General features: G+C 72.4%; 18 protein-coding genes and 1 tRNA gene. 6 read left to right on the forward strand and 13 right to left on the reverse strand.

What is annotated here, in order from left to right; all coding sequences use genetic code 11:
- Positions 1–34 precede the first annotated feature (34 nt).
- A complete protein-coding gene (locus AMK29_RS05070) occupies positions 35–226 on the forward strand; it encodes a hypothetical protein (protein ID WP_073807938.1) in 192 nt (63 codons plus the stop codon).
- Complete coding sequence (locus AMK29_RS05075; RefSeq protein ID WP_073807941.1) at positions 223–1,557, forward strand: MFS transporter; 1,335 nt, start codon at positions 223–225, stop codon at positions 1,555–1,557. The genes AMK29_RS05070 and AMK29_RS05075 overlap by 4 nt, the downstream gene beginning before the upstream one ends.
- Here the strand turns inward: AMK29_RS05075 and AMK29_RS05080 are convergent.
- From AMK29_RS05080 to AMK29_RS05105, 6 genes are all read right to left on the reverse strand, one after another.
- Complete coding sequence (locus tag AMK29_RS05080) at positions 1,511–2,305, reverse strand: S16 family serine protease (RefSeq protein ID WP_073807944.1); 795 nt, start codon at positions 2,303–2,305, stop codon at positions 1,511–1,513. The two genes, AMK29_RS05075 and AMK29_RS05080, sit on opposite strands and share 47 nt — an antisense overlap.
- 216 nt (positions 2,306–2,521) lie before the next feature.
- Complete coding sequence (locus tag AMK29_RS05085) at positions 2,522–3,163, reverse strand: IclR family transcriptional regulator (RefSeq protein ID WP_015033894.1); 642 nt, start codon at positions 3,161–3,163, stop codon at positions 2,522–2,524.
- A 427-nt stretch (positions 3,164–3,590) separates the two neighbouring features.
- A complete protein-coding gene (locus tag AMK29_RS05090) occupies positions 3,591–5,381 on the reverse strand; it encodes a DEAD/DEAH box helicase (RefSeq protein ID WP_073807946.1) in 1,791 nt (596 codons plus the stop codon).
- A gap of 126 nt (positions 5,382–5,507) precedes the next feature.
- Positions 5,508–5,900, reverse strand: a complete 393-nt coding sequence (locus AMK29_RS05095) for a type II toxin-antitoxin system death-on-curing family toxin (protein WP_073807949.1) — start codon at positions 5,898–5,900, stop codon at positions 5,508–5,510.
- Positions 5,897–6,097, reverse strand: coding sequence for a ribbon-helix-helix protein, CopG family (locus tag AMK29_RS05100; protein ID WP_073807952.1), 201 nt, complete (start codon positions 6,095–6,097; stop codon positions 5,897–5,899). Before AMK29_RS05100 ends, AMK29_RS05095 begins: the two co-directional genes overlap by 4 nt.
- Before the next feature lie 23 nt (positions 6,098–6,120).
- Positions 6,121–7,602: an MFS transporter gene (locus AMK29_RS05105; RefSeq protein WP_073807954.1), complete on the reverse strand. Its 1,482-nt coding sequence runs from the start codon at positions 7,600–7,602 to the stop codon at positions 6,121–6,123.
- Between the two features lie 182 nt (positions 7,603–7,784).
- Here AMK29_RS05105 and AMK29_RS05110 point away from each other — a divergent pair.
- Positions 7,785–7,859: transfer RNA gene (locus AMK29_RS05110), tRNA-Cys, on the forward strand.
- A gap of 178 nt (positions 7,860–8,037) precedes the next feature.
- Here the strand turns inward: AMK29_RS05110 and AMK29_RS05115 are convergent.
- Genes AMK29_RS05115 through AMK29_RS05125 form a run of 3 tightly spaced genes read right to left on the reverse strand, consistent with a single transcriptional unit; the run spans position 8,038 to position 11,500 of the window.
- A complete protein-coding gene (locus AMK29_RS05115) occupies positions 8,038–8,715 on the reverse strand; it encodes a hypothetical protein (protein WP_073807957.1) in 678 nt (225 codons plus the stop codon).
- Between the two features lie 2 nt (positions 8,716–8,717).
- Complete coding sequence (locus AMK29_RS05120) at positions 8,718–11,045, reverse strand: DUF6571 family protein (protein WP_073807960.1); 2,328 nt, start codon at positions 11,043–11,045, stop codon at positions 8,718–8,720.
- Positions 11,046–11,059: 14 nt separating this feature from the next.
- Positions 11,060–11,500 (reverse strand): hypothetical protein, encoded by a 441-nt coding sequence (locus tag AMK29_RS05125; RefSeq protein WP_073807964.1) that lies wholly within the window; start codon positions 11,498–11,500, stop codon positions 11,060–11,062.
- Between the two features lie 476 nt (positions 11,501–11,976).
- Here AMK29_RS05125 and AMK29_RS05130 point away from each other — a divergent pair, with 476 nt between their 5' ends.
- The 3 genes from AMK29_RS05130 to AMK29_RS05140 are packed head-to-tail and all read left to right on the forward strand — an operon-like array spanning position 11,977 to position 17,214.
- Positions 11,977–12,828 carry a serine/threonine protein kinase gene (locus tag AMK29_RS05130; RefSeq protein WP_073808321.1) on the forward strand — a complete coding sequence of 284 codons (852 nt, stop codon included), beginning with the start codon at positions 11,977–11,979 and terminating at the stop codon, positions 12,826–12,828.
- Positions 12,829–12,878: 50 nt separating this feature from the next.
- A complete protein-coding gene (locus AMK29_RS05135; protein ID WP_073807969.1) occupies positions 12,879–15,065 on the forward strand; it encodes a protein kinase domain-containing protein in 2,187 nt (728 codons plus the stop codon).
- Between the two features lie 46 nt (positions 15,066–15,111).
- Positions 15,112–17,214 (forward strand): protein kinase domain-containing protein, encoded by a 2,103-nt coding sequence (locus AMK29_RS05140; RefSeq protein WP_073807972.1) that lies wholly within the window; start codon positions 15,112–15,114, stop codon positions 17,212–17,214.
- 29 nt (positions 17,215–17,243) lie between these two features.
- Here AMK29_RS05140 and AMK29_RS37590 read toward each other — a convergent pair whose 3' ends face one another.
- The 4 genes from AMK29_RS37590 to AMK29_RS05155 all read right to left on the reverse strand — a co-directional run bounded on the left by AMK29_RS37590 (position 17,244) and on the right by AMK29_RS05155 (position 20,834).
- Entirely contained in the window at positions 17,244–17,372 is a 129-nt protein-coding gene (locus AMK29_RS37590; RefSeq protein WP_260461951.1) for a hypothetical protein, read from the reverse strand.
- A 161-nt stretch (positions 17,373–17,533) separates the two neighbouring features.
- Entirely contained in the window at positions 17,534–18,703 is a 1,170-nt protein-coding gene (gene mycP, locus AMK29_RS05145; RefSeq protein WP_241845157.1) for a type VII secretion-associated serine protease mycosin, read from the reverse strand.
- 77 nt (positions 18,704–18,780) lie between these two features.
- A complete protein-coding gene (locus AMK29_RS35495; RefSeq protein WP_241845110.1) occupies positions 18,781–20,271 on the reverse strand; it encodes a WXG100 family type VII secretion target in 1,491 nt (496 codons plus the stop codon).
- A gap of 92 nt (positions 20,272–20,363) precedes the next feature.
- Positions 20,364–20,834: a hypothetical protein gene (locus AMK29_RS05155; RefSeq protein ID WP_073807979.1), complete on the reverse strand. Its 471-nt coding sequence runs from the start codon at positions 20,832–20,834 to the stop codon at positions 20,364–20,366.
- Positions 20,835–20,907: the final 73 nt, after the last annotated feature.

The following is a 20,907-nucleotide window of genomic DNA, read 5'->3' on the forward strand; positions in this document are numbered from 1 at the left end:
CGGCCTTCGTCACCCACCGGAAGGAAGCCGCACCATGCACGCCGACATCCATCACCAGCTGCACGCCCTGACCGCCGCCGAACTCCACCGCGCCGCCGACCGGTCCGTGGACCTCCCCCGCACCCCCGCGCCGCCGCTGCGGGTCCAAATCGGCTGGCGGCTGGTCGAGTTGGGTCTGCGCCTCGCCACCCCCGCGGACCGCCGCCCGGTCACCCTGGCCGCATGACCGCTCCGGGGGGAGACAAACGGCCACTGACCACCGTCCTCGCCGCCAACACCGTCTCGATCACCGGCAATTCGCTCACCCTCATCGGCGTCCCCTGGTTCGCGCTCGACACCACCGGAAGCCCCGGCAAGGCCGGACTCGTCGCCTTCTGCGCCACCCTGCCCGTCCTCGTCTCCGCGATCGCCGGCGGCCCCGTCATCGACCGGCTCGGCCGGCGCCGGGTCAGCATCGTCTCCGACCTGGTCTGCGCGCTCGCCCTCGCCGCCGTCCCGCTGCTGCACCGCGCCGGCGTCCTGGAGTTCTGGATGCTGTGCGCCCTGATGGCACTCACCGGCCTGTGCCACGCGCCCGGGCAGATGGCCCGGCACGTCCTCGTCCCCGACCTGGCCGAGCGCGCGGGGACCTCACTGCCCCGGGCGGCCAGCCTGTACGACGCCGGGGCGCGCGGCGCACGGATGGCGGGCGCGGCGACGGCGGGGCTGCTCGTCGCCTTCATGGGCGCCGACACGGTCCTGCTCCTCGACGCGGCCACCTTCGGGCTCTCCGCGCTGCTCGTCGGGGTGGGCCTGCGGGGGGTGCGCGCGGCCGAGCCGGTACGCGGCGGCCCCCGCCTCTCCCCCGCCCGCTACCGGGCCGATCTGCGCGAGGGGTACGCCTTCCTGTTCCGCGCCCGGCTGCTGCTGGGGATCACCGTCATGGTGATGGTGACCAACGGCCTGAACCAGAGCTGGAGCGCCGTCCTGCTCCCCGTCCACGCCCAGGAGAAGCTCGGCGGCCCGGCCGCGCAGGGCCTGGTCGTCTCGGTCTTCGGCGGCTGCGCCCTCGTCGGGGCGCTGCTGTACGGGTCGGTCGGGGAGCGCTTCGGGCGGCGGGCCGTGTTCGCGGCGGGCTTCCTCGTCGGCGGCGCCCCGCTGTACGTGGTGGCCGCGCTCACGGACACCACCGCGCCCCTGCTCGTGACGGCGGCGGCGGCCGGGTTCGGCGTCGGCGTCCTCAACCCGATCCTGACCACGGTCCTGTACGAGCAGGTGCCGGACGGTCTGCGCAGCCGGGTCATGGGCGCGAGCACGGCCGGGGTGCTGCTCACGACTCCCCTGGGCGGTCTGGCGGAGGGGCTGCTGGTCGAGCGGGCCGGGCTGACGGCGACGCTCCTGTGGACCGGGGGGCTCTACCTCCTCGCCACGCTCGCGCCGCTGGTGTTCCCGGCGTGGCGGGGCATGGACGAGGCACCGGACGCGGAGGCGGGTGCGGAGACGGGGACGGAGGCGCCGGGGAGCGGCGGCGTCAGCAGGTCGGAACCTTCGACTCCTGGCCCTGCCCCAAAGCCCTGAGGGACGCCACCGCGTCGCTGAGCGCGGAGACCGGGACCAGTCGCAGGCCCTTCGGCAGTTCGGACTCGGCCTCGGAGCACTCGGCCTTCGGTACGAGGAAGACGGAGGCCCCGTCCCGGGCGGCGGCCTGCGTCTTGAGGGAGACCCCGCCGACCGCGCCGACGGAGCCGTCCGGGTCGATCGTGCCCGTACCGGCGACGATCCGGCCGCCCGTGAGGTCCCCGCCGTCACCGTTGCCGTCGAGCTTGTCGACGATCCCGAGGGAGAAGAGCAGCCCGGCGCTGGGCCCGCCGATGTCAGCGAGGTGCAGGGTCACCTTGACCTTCTCGGGGTCCTTCTTCAGGTACCCGAGGGCGGCGAGGGAGGCCGCGTCCTGCGACTCCTTCATCTGCCCGAGGTTGTGCTTCTCGATCTCGGCGTCGGACTTCCCCGAGGGGTAGACGGAGTCGTGCGGGAGCACGGCCCGGTCGGTCCGGAACCAGGCGTCGGCCACGTCCGCGAGGTCCACGTCCGTGGACGGACCGGTCGCGACGATGGTCGTCATCCGCAGCTGGCCCTCGGTGGCGCGGACGGGGGCGCCGGTGATGGTGATGACCTCACGCCCCGAGACCTTGCCGAGCACATCGGCGGTGGTGCCGGGCTGGGCGATCGCGTACGGCAGCGGCGCGAGCCCGACGACGGCGAAGAGCGCGGCGACGGGCAGGGCGCAGAGAGCGAGCGCGCGGGACCGGGAGAGACTGGAGAGCACGCCCCCAATCTACTGGGACGCGAGCGCCGCCCGCCCCCGCGGGCACCCCGCCTCCCGAAACCCGCGGGCGCAACCCGCACCCACCGTTGCGGGCAGGCCCAGCGACGGCGCCGCACCACCCGTTGTGCCCACCCGTTCCGCCCTGGGGGTCCCCCCGGACGGAGTCCGGGGGGAGGAACAGTTGCCCACAACGGGTGGACCTGGTCGCCGCGTGCTCTAGCGCAGGGCGTCGGCGACCTCCCTCGCCGCGTCGACCACCCTAGGCCCCACCCGTTCCGGCACCGCGTCCGCCAGCATCACGACGCCGACGCTGCCCTCGACGCCGGTCACGCCGACGAGCGGCGCGGCGGCGCCGCTCGCGCCGGCCTCCAGTTCGCCGTGGGTGAGGGTGAAGCCCGGTTCGATCAGACCGCCCTGCCGGGCGGCGAGGATCGCGCGGCCGGCCGCGCCCCGGTCGAGCGGGTGCCGGAAGCCGGCCCGGTAGGCGACGTGGTAGTCGGTCCAGGTCGGTTCGACGACCGCGACCGCGAGCGCCTCCGCCCCGTCGACCAGCGTCAGGTGGGCCGTCGCGCCGATGTCCTCGGCGAGCGAGCGCAGCGCGGGCAGCGCGGCCTCGCGTACCAGGGGGTGGACCTGGCGGCCGAGCCGCAGCACACCGAGGCCGACGCGCGCGCGTCCGCCGAGGTCGCGGCGGACGAGGGCGTGCTGTTCCAGGGTGGCGAGCAGACGGTAGACCACGGTCCGGTTGACACCGAGTTTGTTGGACAACTCGGTGACCGTCAGGCCGTGGTCGGTGTCGGCGAGCAGCTTGAGGACTCTGAGTCCCCGGTCGAGCGTCTGGGAGGTCTCCGCGGTCACGACGCCCTCTCCTTCGGAGTGAGTGGTGGCGGGCTCCCACGGGGTTACGACGCCGGTCCCGTCGGCGACGCACGTCAGAGGCCGCCGGCAGGAAGGGGTACACCGGCTGCGCTCCGCGGCGGCGCTGCCACGGGGCGAATGCTTTGAGCCGGGACAGTAGCGACCCGCTCCGCTCAGCGGAAGACCTCGTCCAGAATCCGGGCGTCGGCGACCGGATAGAGACGGTTCGGGACCTTCGTCGGTCACGTGCGGGACTTCGGCGGACAAGATCGCCTTTGTCGTGCCCGTACCGTGGGAGGTGCCCGGGGGCCGGCCGTGGGGGCCGGTCCCCCGGTGCCCTGTCCCGGCCCGCGGGTGCTGCCGCGCGGCGGGACGGCTGAGGCCCGTACGAACGACGTCGTACGGGCCTCGGCCATGCCTCGGGCGGTCACCGCATCCGGGTGGCCCACTCCTGCACCTTCTTGATCCGCTCACGGATCTGGCCGGCGGTCGCCTCCGCGCTCGGCGGCCCGCCGCACACCCGCCGCAGCTCGGTGTGGATCACGCCGTGGGGCTTGCCGGTCTGGTGGACGTACGCGCCGACCATCGTGTTGAGCTGCTTGCGCAGTTCGAGCAGTTCCTTGTGGGAAACGACCGGCCGCCGCTCGGCGGGAAGCTCCAACAGGTCCGCCTCGTCGTCCGGCTTCTTGCGGCTGTGCGCGATCTGCCGGGCCTGACGTTTCTGCAGCAGGAGCTGCACCTGGTCGGGTTCGAGGAGGCCGGGGATGCCGAGGTAGTCCTGTTCCTCGGCGCTGCCGGGGTGGGCCTGCATGCCGAACTCGGCGCTGTTGTACAGCACGCGGTCGAAGACGGCGTCGGACTCCAGGGCCTCGAAGGGCAGCATGTCCTGCTCGCCGGTGTCCTCGTCCTGCTGCTTCTCCGCCTCCGCCATCTCCTTCTCGGACTCGGCGTACGGATCCTCCTCGCCCGCCTTCTTGGGCTTGTCGAGGACGTGGTCCCGCTCGACCTCCATCTCGTTGGCGAAACCGAGGAGGCTGGGAATCGTGGGAAGGAACACGGAGGCGGTCTCGCCGCGCCTGCGCGAACGTACGAAACGGCCGACGGCCTGCGCGAAGAAGAGCGGTGTCGAGATCGTCGTCGCGTACACGCCGACGGAGAGGCGGGGCACGTCGACGCCCTCGGACACCATGCGGACGGCGACCATCCAGCGGTCGGTGCTTTCGCTGAACTCGTCGATGCGGTTCGAGGCGCCCGTGTCGTCGGAGAGGACGACGGTGGGCCTGGTGCCGGTGATCTCGCGGATCAGCTTGGCGTACGAGCGGGCCGAGTCCTGGTCGGAGGCGATGACGAGGCCGCCGGCGTCCGGGATGGACTTGCGGACCTCGGTCAGCCGCTGGTCGGCGGCGCGCAGGACGTTCGGCATCCAGTCGCCCTTGGCGTCGAGCGCGGTGCGCCAGGCCTGCGAGACCGCGTCCTTGGTCATCGGCTCGCCGAGACGGGCGGCGATCTCGTCGCCGGCCTTGGTGCGCCAGCGCATGTTGCCGCTGTAGGAGAGGAAGATGACGGGCCGGACGACGCCGTCGCCGAGGGCGTTCCCGTAGCCGTAGGTGTAGTCGGCGGAGGACCGCCGGATCCCGTCGTTGCCCTCCTCGTACGTGACGAAGGGGATGGGGTTGGTGTCGGAGCGGAACGGGGTGCCGGTGAGCGCGAGCCGCCGCGTGGCGGGCTCGAAGGCTTCCAGGCAGGCCTCGCCCCAGGACTTGGAGTCTCCGGCGTGGTGGATCTCGTCGAGGATGACGAGGGTCTTGCGCTGCTCGCAGCGGTTGCGGTGGAGCATGGGCCGGACGCCGACACCCGCGTAGGTGAGGGCGACGCCGTCGTACTCCTTGCTGAGCGGCCCGGCGCTGTACTCCGGGTCCAGCTTGATGCCTATCCGCGCGGCGGCGGCGGCCCACTGCTTCTTGAGGTGCTCGGTCGGCGCGATGACGGTGATCTGCTGCACGACGTGGTGGTGCAGCAGCCACGAGGCGAGGGTCAGCGCGAAGGTGGTCTTGCCGGCGCCGGGGGTGGCGACGGCGAGGAAGTCACGGGGCTGCTCCTGGATGTACTTCTCCATGGCGCCCTGCTGCCAGGCGCGCAGCTTGCCCGCGGTACCCCAGGGGGCCCGGCCGGGGAAGGCGGGAGAGAGGTGATGGGAGGAGGTGGTGGTAGTAGTCACGATCTCCGGGTTCGACGCTCGTCCAGATATGACAACCGGGCCACCTTACCGGCGGCCCGGCCGGAACCTCGTACGAAACGGGTCGGGGTCGGCCCGGTTGCGATCCACCTCACGTCGGCGGGAAACTCACCCCGCGTCGGCCGGGATCAGCTCGCGGAGCCTCCGCGCGATCACCTCGACCTCGTCGGTCTCCCCCGTCGCCACGTCGATGACCAGGCGTTCCGCGGCGTCGATGTCCGGTCGCGGCTGGACTCCGTTCATGGCGAGGAAGGTGACGCAGGACAGCCACGCCGTGCGCTTGTTCCCGTCGACGAAGGGGCGGTTGATCGCGAGGGAATGCAACAGCGCGGCGGCCTTCGCGACCACGTCGGGGTAGGCCTCCTCCCCGAACATCGCGGCCGAGGGACGGTGCACGGCCGAGTCGAGCAGTCCCGCGTCGCGGACGACGATCTTCTGGTCGTCGACCGCGTGCTCGGCGATGATCAGGACGTCCTCGGCCGAGAGGTAGACACAGGTCACTTGAGCCGCTCCATCAGCTCGTGCCACTTGCTCGCCTGCTCCATGGCCGTCTTGCGCACGATGGCCTCCTGAGCCGTACGCGCCAGGTAGTCGTCGACGGCGCGGAGCAGTATGGCGTGCATGCTGGTGCCCTCCTGCTCGGCGCGCTGCTTGAGGGCCTCGGTCTGGTCGTCGCGGAGACGCAGGTTCATAGCCATACCAGAACGGTACCATCGTGGGGTCATTCTGGTATCACCCCATCACCGCCCCGCTCCGCCCCCAGCCGGGTCGCCACCCACGCCCCCACCGCCGCCACCCCCGCCATCGGCAGGAAGACCGCCGCGAAGGCCGCCGGGTGGGAGCCCGTGGACGCGTGGGAGGTGACCGCGTGGCCGACCGCGCCGCCGCCGAGGGCCGCGAAGGCCGCGCCGCCCGCGGCGAGGAGGAGGACGTTGGAGAGGCCGTCGGAGATCTGCAGGGCGGCCGAGTTCGCACCCACCTCCTCGGGCGCGGAGAGCTTCATGAGGAGCACGCTCGTCGAGGAGATCACCGCTCCCATGCCGAGGCAGCCGACGCCCCAGGCCGCCGCGACCACCCAGACCGGCACCGCCGTGATCAGCACGCTCGGCGCCGCCGCGATCGCGAGCGCCACCAGGACCATGCCGAGGACGACGAGCCGCTCCCGGTACGGCTCCGTCCACGGCCGCGCCTGGACGTACGAGCCGAGCGCCCAGGTGAGGCCGCCCAGGGCCAGCGAGAGACCGGCCAGGGTGGGGCTCAGGCCCCGCTGGGTGACCAGCATCAGCGGGACGAAGGACTCGGCCGCGATGAAGGCGCCGGCGGCGATGCCGCGCAGCAGGACGACGGAGGGCAGGCCGCGGGCCGCCACCCAGGTGCCGCGCGGCAGCAGGCCGCGGACGGTGGGCACGAGGAGCGCGAGGCCCACGGCGGCCGGGAGCAGGGAGAACCAGCGCAGTTCCTGACCGCCGTACTGGAGCAGCGCCGCGCCGGCCGAGATGCCGAGCGCCAGCCGGATCCGGCGCCGGTCCCAGGCGGCGACGGGCGCGTCCGGGTCGGCGGGGCCGGAGGCGGTGCGGCGTATCGCGGGGAGGGCGAGGGCCAGCGGGAAGACGACGAGGACGGGGATGCCGAGGAAGACCCAGCGCCAGCCGAGGTGCTCGGTGACCGTGCCGGAGGCGAGGGGCCCGACCACGGAGGGGACGACCCAGCTCGCGGCGAACGCGGCCATGATCGCGGGCCTGAGGTGCTCCGCGTAGGCGCGGCCGACGATCACGTACAGCGCGACGATGACGAGGCCGCCGCCGAGGCCCTGGACGGCCCGGCCGAGGATGAACAGCCACATGGCGCCGGCGGTCCCGGAGAGCAGCAGTCCCGCGGCGAAGGCGCTGATGCCGGCGGTCAGGGGGGCGAGCGGCCCGCGCCGGTCGGACCACTGTCCGGCGAGGACCATGCCGAAGAGGCTGGTGGTGAAGTACGCGGAGAAGGCGAAGGCGTAGAGGGACACGCCGTTCAGCTCGCGGGCGGCGACGGGCATGGCCGTGCCGACGGCGGTCGCCTCGAAGGCGATGAGCAGGACGACGGAGACGATGCCGATGCTGAGCGCCCGGTGGGCCGGGTCGAGAACGGACCCCTTGGTGTCGTCGTCGGCACGGGGTCCGGGGCTGTCGGCGACGTCGGCGTCGCGGGGTTCGAGGGCGCTCATCCCCCCAGAGTAAGAGGTGAAGTTTCGTATGACCCCTGTCAGGAGTCCCGATCCCGGTCAGCCCTTCGACGTACGACTGTGAACGGGGTGTATCGCCACCATGGCAGTCGCATGGCACGGCCCCCGAAGCCCTTGAGCCCCTCCCGGCCCCGCCCTAACGTCGTACTCGTCGCACCACACACGACCGTGTGCCCGAGTGGTTGAGGGGCTCGCCTGCAAAGCGAGTTACGTGGGTTCGAATCCCGCCACGGTCTCCAAGCGGTCCTGTCCACGGGACCTGCACCACCGCCTGACGGGTGTGCCGCCGCCTGCGCGCGCACCCGTATGGCGGTCCCGCTCGTGTCCCCGTCCGCCGCGACGGCCGAGGACTGACGGGCGCGGCGGTCGAACCCGCCCGCTTCCCTGAGTGCCGGCCCGTGATGCGGGCCGGCACCTTCATTGCAGCAGGTCGTCGGGAACGGCTGTCTTCTCCTCGCAGCCGAGGAGCTCGCGTGTGCTCTCCGCGAGAGACTTGAGCAGCTGCTCCGTCGAGACCGCCCGGTCGCCGCCCCGGTCCTTGTCCAGGACGGAGACCTGGAGCGGCAGCTCCTCGCCCTGGCCCGCCGCCGTTCCCGCGACCGTGCACGGCATGACGAGCGGGGTGCCGACGATGTCGGGCCGGGAGGCCACGTACACGCCGTCGGCGACCGTCCGCCAGCGGAGCCTGCCCTGCCCGGCGCTCACGTACGCGATGTCGTACATGGACCAGGAGACGGCGGCGGACACCCGCCTGGCGGACCCGTCGGCCTTGCCCTCCAGCTCACACGGGCGGTAGGTGACGCGCCGGAGGTCGTCCTTCGCGGCGGTCCAGGCCTGCGCCTCCGCGAGCATGCGGCTCTTCATGTCGGGGAGCGCGAGGCCGAACGCACGGAACTCGCCACCGAGGTCGGCCTTCACCGCGGCGACGGCATTCTCGCCGAACAGCTCCTGGCAGGTCTTGAGCGCGGCCGCCGACACGGCGTCCGTCCCCTTCGGCTCCGGGGCATCCCCGCCACCGCCGCCGCAGGCCGTCGCCGAGAGGGCGACGGCGAGCGCGACGGCGGACCTGCCCGCCCACCTCCTGATGACCGGCATGATCACCTGACTTTCTGTTCGGTGCCGCTGACGAGCTGTTCCCCGTCCATGTAGGCGCCCCGCGCGTCGTCGAGGAGCTGGCGCCGCTCGGCCTCCGTCAGGCCGGCGGAGTTCGCGTAGTTCACCAGCGGGTTCATGGCGCTGCCGCGCCCTGCCTCCCGCACTTCCTCGATCGACGTCCGTGCCTCGTTGTCGTTCTTGTACTCGTTGTCCTTGAGGTAGCCGAGGGTGTCGGACGCGTACGAGGTGCTGACGGCCGAGCCGGCGCTCTCCATGATGATCGGTACGACGGTGGCCGCCACGACGCCCGCGGCGGGGCCCAGGACCACGGCCGAACCCACGCCCACGACCGCGGCGACACCGCCGCTCACCGCGGACTTCCGCCACTCGGCCTGCTGCTCCATCGCGAGGTTCTTCTTGTCCTCGTCGTCCTTGAAGTCCTCGCCGATCTGGGTGATGCGCGACTCGTCGAGAACGCCGTGGACGAGGGAGCCGTTCTTGGCGAACGCCATCGCGTCGTCCCGGTCCCCCTCCAGCGCCTTGATCCCACTCGCCTCGAAGACCTGCTGAGCCGCGGACAGGCTCTTGTACGCGCCCTCGTCCCCGGCGACGGCCTTCACGAAGTCCAGCGTGGACGTGAACCCGAAGTCGGTCCGCTTGCTTCCGTCGCTGCTGTTCCCGAAGAGCTCGTCCCGGTTGTACGCGTCGCCCGTGCCGCCGAAGTTCATCATCGAGTAGTTGATGTCATCGATGTAGGCGGCGCCCATCTTGCCCAGGCTGTCCATCAACGGCTTGTGCTGCTCGCGCAGTTCGGAGTTGGAGCCGTAGGACTCCATGACCTGCTTCATGATCTCGGCGGACTTCTCGTCGCGGTGCAGCTGCGGGTTGGGGTCGTCCCAGCCGTGGCCCGTGGTCGCCGCCTCCAGGGCGTGGCCGAGGGCGTCCGGCATGTACTCCGCGGTCTTCTTCCAGTCGTCCGGGTTGTGGCCCTCGACGTCGGGGAAGAACTCGTACTCCTTGTTCTGGAAGTACTTCAGGTAGCCGTCGTTCTGGTTCCCGTCCTTCTTCGGGTCCAGGTCGATCGAGCCCCCGACGCTGCCGTCCTTGTTGTAGGACGTCGGATCCTTCGAGAAGAACTCCTTCGACGCCTCCGGGCTGTGCCCCAGCGCCTCCAGCATCGAGACCATCGGGTCGAAGCCGGAGCCGTTGACGCCCGACGGGTTGTACTGGTTCTTCAGCCAGCCGCCGCCCATCGGCTTGCTGTCGGCGAACATGTACGGGTCCTTGGCGTGGAGCTGGGTGACGTGCTCCGCGATCGGGACCAGGAACTTCTTGTCGTAGTCGCCGTAGCGCATGATGCCGCCGAGCAACTGGTAGCCGAACGCCGGGTTGTTGTCGTACTTCACGAGCGGGATCCGCTCCGTGCCCAGCTTGCGCATCTCCGTCGACCACTTGTCGGTCCACGCGTCGCCGCCCTGCGTGGCCGTCGCCAGGTTCATGCCCAGGTTCCGCTGGAGGTCCTGGACGTCGGCGAGGCGCTCCTTGTCGACCTTGGAGTAGTCGTACGTGTCCGTGGACAGCTGGCCGAAGAACTCCAGCGCGCCCTTCGGGCCCATGCCGTCGTAGAAGGTCCGGGAGAACTCCTTCGAGCCGCTGTTGTCCTTCAGCAGCTCGTTGAGGCGCATCAGCTCCTCGTGGGAGATGTCCCGGCCCCGCTTCGCCAGGTCGACGGCGCGCTGCGCCTCCTCGGCGTCGAGGCTGGTGTACTTCGGGGCACTGAAGTTGTGCTTGTCGCCGGTGATGTTGGCCTTGAGCGCGTTCGAGCAGGACACGTCGGCGTCGTCGCAGGTCTCGACGATCGCGTCGATCCGCCGCTGCATCGCCTCGATGTCGGCGCGCTCCTTGCGGACCATGTCCTGGAAGTCGGGGTCGTGGCGCATCCCCTGGTCCTTGGTCCGGGAGAGCGGCTCGACCGCCTCCACCGTGCCGTCGGGCTTCACCCGGAAGCCCTTCGCGGGGGCCTCCGTCTCGACGATCTTCTTGAGGTCGTCCTTCGCCCTCTTGAAGGCGTTGTAGCCGTCCTCAAGCACCTTGTGGATGCCGTCGGCCGCCTTGGCGGCGTCGTCGAACTCCTTCGCGGTCTTGTCCACGAACGGCTTGGTGACCTCGGCGTTCACCCCGCGCCAGTAGTCGTCCTTGGCCTTCGCCGCCATCGTCGTACGGGCGTCGTCGGCGAGCTTCTCCAGCTTGCCCTTCATCGCCGACCAGTCGTCGGCCGAGGCCTTCATCCGGTCGAGCGGCGCCTGGTACACGTTGTCAAAGGTCAGCACAGCAGGTCCCCCGCCTACTTGAGGTACTCGTTGATCTTGGAGGCCGAGAAGGCCGCCTTGATGTCCGCCTCTTCCTTGGCGTGCGAGGCCGCGCTGTAGTCGAGGTGGTTGGAGATGTTGGCGCAGGCGTCGAGCAGCGTGTTCAGCTGCGAGCTCCACGTCTCCTGCACGGTCGACATCGCGGAACCGGTGAGGAAGCCGTGGCTGGACATGCCCGACGCCGCTTCCGTGGTGCTCGTCCGCGCGTGGTTCCCGTCCTTGACCAGCCGGCCGTGCAGCGCGTAGGCGGCGCTGCCGATGGCTCCGAGCTTGTCCTGGTCGACGCTGAGGTCGGCGTTCCCGCCGCCCCCGCCGCCGGGCTCGGGAGCGAGCTGGTTGAGCCTCATGCTCACGGCGTCCGCGGACCCGGACCCGGACGCGGACCGGGCCGAGGCCCACTCCTGATCGAACGACATGCTCTCCCCCGTGACGGTGATGGTTCCGGCTTCGCCTCAGCAAGTTCCGTGCCCACGGAAACATGGCGATGGTAGCCCCAAGGGCAGGCGTGCGAGCCACGCCTACGGGGAATCGTCATCACCTTCCGGATCTTCACGCCCGCCGCACCCCGACTTCACCTTCGCAACCCGGACAGCCCGGACTTTCCCGGACTCCCGCACGGCGGCAGCCGTCCCCGCGCCCCTCCCGGGGACGGCCTCCGGGCCGTCCCTCGGTAGGCTCGGCCCGCCCCCGTCACCACGGGGCGCACGGACGACGGGGGACAGGACCGGTGGAACAGGCGCGCGCACGACAGGAGTCCGGACCTCCCGCGCAGGAAGCCCCGCGGCCCCGACAGGAGTCCGGTCGTCCCCCTCAGGAACCCCCGCTTCCCCGACACGAGTCCGGACGCTCCCCTCAGGAACCCCCGCGTCCCCGGCAGGAGTCCGCGCGGCGGATCGGCCCGTTCCGGTTGATCACCCGGCTCGACCCGCCCCAAGCCGTCACGCCCTGCCGCCGGTTCGTGGCCCGCACCGAGGACGGCGCGCAGACCGTGCTGCTCAGCGCCCCGCTGCCGGGCACCGACCCCGCCCGGTTCGCCGCCGAGGCCGAGGCCGCCCGGTACCTCCTCGGCCCGTGGATCGCCCCGGTGACGGGCGTGGCCGGCCCGGGCGAGCCGCCCTGGTGCGCCACCCCGTACCTCCCGGCCCTCCCCCTGCCCGTGGCCCTCGCCGTCCACAGCGGTCCGCTGCCCGAGGCGACCGTCCGGGCCGTCGGCGTCACCCTCGCCGAGGCGCTGTCCGCCGCGCACGGCCAGGGCCTCACGCACGCCGGCGTCTCCCCGGCCGCCGTCCTGCTCACCGCCGACGGACCCCGGCTGACCTGCTACGGCGCGGTACGGGCCGCCTCGGCCGACGGCGAGCCGCGCACCGGCCTGCCCGGCCTCGACCCGGGGGCGCTCGCCCCCGAGCAGGCCGCCGGGGGCCGCCCCCGACCGCCGGGTGACGTCTTCGGGCTCGGTGCCGTCCTCGCGTACGCCGCCACCGGTCACACCGTCCCCGAGCGGGACGAGATCCCGCCCGCCCTGCGGCCGGCGATCGCCGCCTGTCTGGCCCGCGACCCGGCCGACCGGCCCACGGCGGCCGCCCTGATGACCGCGCTGGCGCCGGCGACCGGGCACGAGACGGTGCTGACCTCGGCCGGCTCCCTGCTCGCCCCCGGCTGGCTGCCGGGCCGGGTGGTCGCCGCGCTCGCCCGCCAGTCCTCGGAACTCCTCGCCGCCGAACTCCCGGCACCTGCGGCGGCCTGAGAAGCCCCGCGCCCGCACCCCCTCCCCCCTGATCTGACGGACCTGACCTCATGCTGTCGCCCCTGACCCACGACGACCCCGCCACCGTCGCCTCGTACCGTCTCCTCGCCCGCCTCGGTTCCGGCGGCATGGGCACGGTGTATCTGGCGCGCACCCCCGGCGGCCGTACCGTCGCCCTGAAGACCGTGCACGCGCGGCTCGCCACCGACCCGGCGTTCCGGGCCCGTTTCCGGCTGGAGACCGACGCCGCGCGGATCATCGGCGCACGCCACGGCGCGGCCGTCGTCGACGCCGACCCACTGGCCGAGACGCCGTGGCTGGCCACCGAGTACGTCCTCGGCCCGCCGCTCGACGACGCCGTCGCCCTCGGCGGCCCGCTCCCCGAACCCACCGTCCGCGCGCTCGGCGCCGCGCTCGCCGGGGCCCTCGCCCAGCTGCACTCCTCGGACGTGGTGCACCGCGACCTCAAGCCGTCGAACGTCCTCGTCACCGCGTACGGCCCGAAGATCATCGACTTCGGCATCGCCCGCGCGGCCGGCGACGAGCACCTGACCCGTACGGGAGCGGCGGCGGGCACGCCCGCCTTCATGTCGCCGGAACAGGCGAGCGGCCAGGAACACCCGCCCGCGGGCGACGTGTTCGCCCTGGCCGGTGTCCTCGTCTTCGCCGCCACGGGCCGCGGCCCCTTCGGTACGGGCTCCCCCGCCGACCTCCTCTACCGCGTCCGCTACGCGGAGCCGGACCTCACCGGCGTACCGGAGGCACTGCTGCCGCTGCTGACGGCCTGCCTCGCCAAGGACCCGGCCGCCCGCCCCACCACCGCCACCCTGACCGACCACCTCCACGACGGCCACGGCGAGTTCGCGGACCACCTCCCGCCCCTCCTCCTCACCGACATCGCCCGCCGCGCGACGGACGTCTGGCTCCACTCCCCCCACCGCCTCCCGGCCCCGGCGGGCGCGTCCCTCGCGGAGACCACCCCGGACACACCGCTGTCCCGCCGCCGGGCCCTCACCCTGGGCGGAGGGTCACTCCTCGGCGTCGCGGGGGCGGGGGCGGGGGTGTGGGCGTGGCTCGCCTCCCGCACCACCCCCGAGGGCGGCGGCGGCTCGCCCGTGTCCGCCGGTCCCACCGCCATCCCGGCCCCGACCACCACCGACGGCGCGCCCGCAGCGCTGTGGCAGGGCGAGACCCTCGACCGCGAGCAGCGGACCACCCCGCTGCTCGCCGGTGCCGACGTCGTGGGCTTCGCCGAGACCGTCTCGTTCCGCGCCGTCGACACGAAGACCGGCGGCGAACTCTGGTCCGAGTCCGCGGTCATGGAACCCCACCAGATCACCACCGACGGCACGAACTACTACCTGTCCGACGGCCCGTTCGAGGGTCCGGGCGCCCTCAAGATCCGTACGCTGGCGCCGCGCACCGGGAAGGAGGCCGCCCGGACCATCGAGCTGAAGGGCATCGACGGGACGACCACGGAGATGCTCACCGCGGCCGGCGGGCTCCTCTTCACCGCCTCGCGCCTGGGCAAGAGGGAGCTCGACCCGGACCTGGACGACATCGGCTGGCACCTGCTGACCGTCGACCTGCGGACGGGCAAGGAGGCGTGGCGGCAGCCATACGAGTGGGACGGCGTCCGGCCGTGGCTCGCCCAGGTCGTCGGGGACCGGCTCATCCTGGGCAAGAACAGCGGCGACCTGGACACCTTCCTGCTCCAGGCCAGGGACGTGCGTACGGGGCGGCAGCTGTGGAAGCGGCGGCTGCCGCTGGAGAAGTCCGCCGGGTTCATCCCCGGGCACCTCACCATCGACGACCGGCACGTCTACACGGGCGGCGACCGCCTCCGGGCGGTCAGCCTGACGGACGGAGCGGTCGCCTGGGAGTACGGGAGCGGTAAGGACCCCTACGCCTACGGAGTACCCGCCGTCTCCGGGGACCTCGTCTACACGAACGTGAGCGGCCGGGGGCTCGTGGCCGTCGCCGCCACCGCCGGCATCGAGCGCTGGGCCGAGACGGCCGGCACACGTCCCCTGGCGCCGCTCGCCCTGGTCAAGCCGGTGATCGGCACGAAGTACGCGTACGCGCCCGTACGCGGCGGTCTGAGCGCGGTCGACCTGTCGACCCGCCGCTCGGCCTGGGTCTTCCAGACGGACGCGACGCGGTACGTCGTCGACAGGGAGCGCGCCCGCGTCATCGGAGCCGGCGAGTCGTCCGTCGTGGCCATCCCCTTCGTCTGAGCACCCCTCTCGCCCCTCACCTCCACCGAACCGGAAAGCACCCCTCGTGACCACGCAGCCCCTCGCCACCGGCGACCCGCTCAGGCTCGGCCCGTACCGTCTCCTCGGCGTCCTCGGCGAGGGCGGCATGGGCAAGGTGTACGTCGGCAGGGACGCCCAGGGAGCCCCTGCCGCCGTCAAGGTCCTCCGTCCCGAGCTCGCCCACGATCAGCACCTCGCACAGCGCTTCGTGCGCGAGGCCGACATGGCTCGCGCCGTCACGAGCCGTGGCGTGGCCCGCGTCCTCGCCGCGCAGACCGAAGGCGGACGGCCGTGGATCGCCGCCGAGTTCCTCGCCGGTCCGACGCTCGACGAGGCGGTCCGCGCGTACGGGCCGATGGACGTGCCGACCGTCCGCGCCCTCGCCGCCCAGCTCGCCCGCACGCTGCACGACATCCACGCGGCTGGGCTCGTCCACCGTGACCTCAAGCCCGCGAACATCGTGCTCACCTCCACCGGCCCGCGGATCATCGACTTCGGCATCGCCCGGCCCGAGCACGGGCTCACCCTGACGACGACGGGCCAGATCCCGGTCACCCCGGGTTACGGGGCACCCGAGCAGGTCCTCGGGCAGCGCGTCGGCCCGGCTTCCGACGTCTTCTCCCTCGGCGCGGTCCTCGCGTACGCGGCGAGCGGCCGGCGCACCTTCGACGCGGCCCATGTGGCGGCGGTGCAGTACGAGGTCGTCCACGGCGCCCCGGACCTGAGCCTGGTGCCGCCTGAGCTCCAGGAACTGATCGGCCCGTGCCTGGCGAAGGACCCGGGCCACCGCCCGGCGCCGCCGCAGGTGGCGCAGGCGTTCGCCCCGCCGAAGGGCGCCGACCGGGCCTGGCGCAAGGGCCCGCTGGCCGACGACATCAAGCGGCGCGAGACCGCGACGAAGCGCCTGGCGGCCCCCGAGGAGACCGCCGTACCCGACGGAAAGCCGACCCGGCGCCGCTTCCTCACCGCCGCGGCCGTGGGCGTGGCGGTCCTGGGCGCCGGAGGCGGGGCGGGCGCCTGGTGGCTGAACCGCGGTGAGGCGAAGTCACCGACCGCCGACGTGCCGCCCGCCGTGCCGACCCCCGAGGCGGCGTTCATCTCGATCATCGACAACCCGTACGGCGAGACCCCCACGCCCCTGTGGGGGCCTCAGGACGTCACGGCGGCAGGCGGACAACTCCCCCTGCCGGTGAGAGACGTGGTGGTCGTGCAGGCGAGGACGGGCGGCCTGCTCGCGCTCTCCGTCAAGGACGGCAAGGAGCGGTGGCGGGCGAAGGAGATCGACGCCGACGCCGGTTACGTCTCCGTCGCCGACCGGCTCGTCGTGGGCGTCGACAGGAACGGCGTCGCGCATGCCTTCGTCGCCTCCACCGGAAAACCCGTCTGGCAGACCCAGAACGACGTCGACGACCTCCTCGCCGCCGACGACACCCACGTCTACCTGGTGTCGAAGGACAACGAGCTCCGCGCGATCAACGCCTGGACCCTCGCCACCACCTGGACGCGCCCGATGACGTCCCCCCGCTCCCACAACGGCCCCGCGAAGGCCGCCGTGGGCAGGAAGCGGCTCGTGATCCACGGCAGGGACGGCTACGTCGCCGCGCTCTACACCGAGACGGGCGAGACGGACTGGGAGGTCAAGAACCAGAGCACCGACGGCCGGCCCCCGGTGCTCGGCGACAACATCGCCTACCTCGTCGGCCCCACGCTCATGGCCCGCCGACTCGACCGCGGCGACTTCCTCTGGGAGGAAGAGCCCCTCACTGACACATACGGCTGGGGCACCCCGGCCGCGGACGGCGACTACGTCATGGCCAGCCGCGGCTACAGCGTCTACCGCTACAGCACCATGCTGAACATCCGCCACCCCGTCTCGGACTGGTACGACGCCCTGGACGGCCTGGGCGCGGGCACCGGCACCCTCAACCCCCCAGTCGTGGCGGGCTCGACGGTCTGGTTCCACTCGCCCGACAACAGCGTGGTCCAGGTCCTCCACAAGACCACCCACGAGAAGCTCTTCGTCGCGAAGATGCAACGCGAGGGCGCCTATCAGCTGGCGAGCGACGGCAACCGCGTCTTCATCGCCCGCGGCGGCCGGATCTACGCCATGCCGGTCTACGGCCGGTGATCAGGCGAGTGAGCGGGCGTTGCCCCCGCTCACGGCCGCACCGCGGTCGGCACTCCCTCGACCAGCCGCGTGTCGGTACACCCCAACTCGGTGGCGACATGGCCGGCCGCCGCGTTGGCGAGGGCCGCCGACCGGGCCTGGCACGCGATGGGCGGCATGCCGTCCCACCGAGGCGGCCGCGAGGGAGTCGTAGCCCGTGGCGGAGAAGTTGTTCTTGTCCGTGCCGACGAGCCCGCGCAGCGCACGAGATGCCACGTCGGCGGCGTTGTTCGCCCGGTCCATCGCGGCCTTGATCGCCGACCGGCAGCGGGGCTCGGATTCAGCCCCGTCGTGAACGGAGTACGGGTACGGCGACACCGGCGGCGATCAGCACGGCCGCACCGATGCCGAGCCCGATCCAGAGGCCGGTGTTCCCGCCCTCCTCGCTCGCGACGGACCCGGGCGCGGCGGAGGAGGGCTCCACCGGCCCCGGGTCGGTCGGGGGCGCGCTGGCGGGGCCGGAAGGTGTGGCGGTCGCGGGCTCGGTGAGGTCGTCGATGGGCCGGACGTCGGCCGGACCGGGGTCACCGGGCGTCTTCAGCGTACGGAGCGGTCGGATGGCGCCGTACCCGACGAAGTCGCTGCGCTTGTCGCCGCCGACGGGCTTGGCGACGGTGTTGAGCATGACCTTCAGGACCTGGTTGTTGGTCCAGTCGGGGTGCTTCGACCAGAGGAGCGCGGCGGCGGCCGAGGCGAGGGCGGTGGCGTCACTGGTACCGGTGGACTTGCAGACTCCGCCGTCGTCGCAGGCGGCGACGATGTCCTTGCCCGGGGCCACGATGTCGACCTGGTCGCCGTGCTGGGACATCGGGATGCGCTTCCCCTTGTCGTCGGAGGCACCGACACCGACGACGCCGGGAGTCGCCCCCGGGTACTCCACGATGTTGCTCTTGTCGCCGGTGTTGCCGACGGAGGCGAAGACGAGGGCGCCCTTGTCGAGGGCGTACTTCACGGCGTCCGTGAGCTCCTGGGAACCCGACCTGGCGCCCTGCGAGATGTTGATGACCTTGGCGCCGGCGTCGACCGCGAAGCGGATGGCCTCGGGGGCCAGCTTGTTGAACTGCTTGTCCGCGTCGGCCATGCTGCGGTCCTGGTCCGGGGCCGGAAGCCGGACGGGGAGGATCTTCACCCCGGGGGCGAGACCGAACGCGCCCGCGCCTCCGTTGGCCTTGCCCGTGCCGGCGATGACGCCCGCCATGCCCGTGCCGTGGCCCTCGACGTCGGTGTGCTCGTCGCCTTCCGCCTCGGGCGCCAGGTCCTTTCCGTCCAGGACCTGTCCCCGGAGGTCGGGGTGGGTGTCCTCCACGCCGCTGTCGATCACCGCGACCGTGACGCCCTTGCCGGTGCTGAGCTGCCAGATCTCCTCGGCGCCCATGGCGTCGAGGTGCCACTGCCGGTCTCTGACGCCCGCCGCGTGGGCGGGGACGGAAGCGATGCCCACCAGCAGCATCCCCAAGGCGGCCGAGGCGGTGACTCGGGCACGACTCCGTCGCGTACTGCTGGTAGACATCTGCTTCCTCGCGCTGATCAGTCGATGACGGGCGGCGCCGCGCGGCGGCTGCCCTGCTGCCAGGTCTCCTCGTCCTCGACCAGGTAGTCGGGACGCTCTCCGTTCTGCTCCTCGCGCTCGCGACCGGCCGGCGTGGAACCGCCGCGCACGAGGCCGGAGCCGCCGGGCGTGAAGGGCCGCGCGCCGGCCGCGGCGCCGGTGGCACCGGGGCGCTGCGCCTTGCCGCCGACGACTCCGCCTGTCTCACCGGCGAGGCGCCGGCCGCCGCTGATGCCGTTCTGGCCGGCGCCCATGCCGCCGCCCATCGGACCGCCCATGGCGCCGCCCATGCCGCGTCCCATGGCCGATCCGCGGCCGCTCTGCTCGGTGCCGATGACGGTGCCGCGCGGGATGCCGGTCGCGGGCCTGCCCGTGGTGCTGGGTACGGCACGGCCGCCGCTGACGCCCTCGCGAGTGCCGCCGAGCGGGCCGGGGCCGTGAAGGCCGCGCGGACCGCCGGTGACCGGGCCCCGCGCGTTGCCGGTGCCGCCGGTGATCGGCGAGGTGGGACCGAGGGGTCCCTGGCCGCCGCCCTTCACGGTCAGCGGGGGCACGCCGGTGGTCACGAACGGCGGCGTGCCGCCGTCCGGCCTGGTGACGGCCGGCGGACCGCCGGGGGTCTGCGTCGTCGGGCCGGTCGTGGTCGGCGGCAGGGTGTCGACGCTGTCGATGCCGAGGTCCACGGGGACGTCGGGCCGTACGTCCGGGCGGACCTCGGGGCGTACGACGTGCGTCGGTCCCTTCGGGTCGTCCGTCGACGGCGGGGTCGTCGTGTCGGGCCTGGACCGCGTGTCCGGCTGGGTCCTGGCGGTGTCCGTGCCCGTGGTGCCGTCCGAGCCCGAGGTACGGCTGTCGCTCGTCGGGTACGTGGAGCGCTCGGTCTCACCCTGACGGCCACGGCCGGTGTCCGGCGGCACGAAGGCCCCCGGCGGCGGCGGGAACGTCGGGGGGACGTTGTTGCCCATGTGGAGGGACGACCACTTGTACGCGTCCGAGAGGCGGTCCATCTCCCTCGCCGCCGCCTCCTTGTTGGCGGCTTCCTTGGCCTCGATGGCCGCGAGCTCCTCGCTCGCCGCCATCTGGGACCGGGCGTTGGAGGCGATCGTCCGGGAGTCGGGATCGTTGCGGTACTTCAGCGCCGCCTCGAGGTTCTCCTTGGCGGACTCGTGGGAGGCGTACCGGGGCATGGCGCTCTGCGCCGAGGCGATGGCGGCGGAGTTCTCCGCCATCCACTTGGCCCCGGCCTTGCTGTAGTCCGCAAGACCCTTCGTCGAATTGGCCACGTTGGTGGCCCACTCAACGAAGGCCTTCTCGGCCTCGCCCTCCCAGTCCATGCGCTCCATGCTGGACTTCAGCTCGGCGGCGATCTTCTCCAGCTGCGACGAGACCGAGTTGAGCCGGGCCGCCGCATCGCCCACGTAGTAACTACTGGCCTCGTCCAGCCACGCCAACATCTGCTGATGGGACATGGCGCGGAAGTTGGTTCCGCCGCCACCGCCGCCCTCTGCAGGCCTCATCTCTCGCCTCTTCCCCGTGTCCCCGACATTCCGTCCGCGCCCGCCTACTTGTAGACGCCGCCACCCTCGGTGGCCTCGCCGCCCTCGCTCGCCGGCGCTCCGTGGCCCGCTTCCTTCTCCGCCTTCTCCTTGGCCTCGAAGGTCCGCTGGTGGATCTGGATCATCTTGCGCTTGATGTCGTCGTCCATCTCCTCGAAGCCGTTCTTCGAGGCGACGACCGCGATCCCCAGGCCCTCCAGGCAGTCACTGAGGAGGCCGGAGAGTTCCACCAGGCGCGAGAGGGTCCCGTCGTACGCCGCGTAGGCGCCCTGGGCCTCGCCCCAGGCGGCGCCGCCGCCGCCGAACTGGGTGCGGGTCACCGGGTCGGCCTTCAGCTTCCCGGGTCCGGCGGCGGAGCCCTGGAGCTGCTCGATGAGCCCTTCGACGCCCTTGCGGAACGTCTCCATGGAGTCGGCGCTGTACTTCACGGCCTGCGCCCGCATCCCGGACGCCATCCCACCCACATAGGCTTCCATGCCCGCGAATCCTCCCCCGTGTGAACAACCGTGCCGCGTCTACCAAGTCTAGAAGTTCACTGTAGTTGGGAAC

The sequence above is a fragment of the Streptomyces sp. CB02261 genome, from assembly GCF_001905665.1.
Lineage (GTDB): Bacteria > Actinomycetota > Actinomycetes > Streptomycetales > Streptomycetaceae > Streptomyces.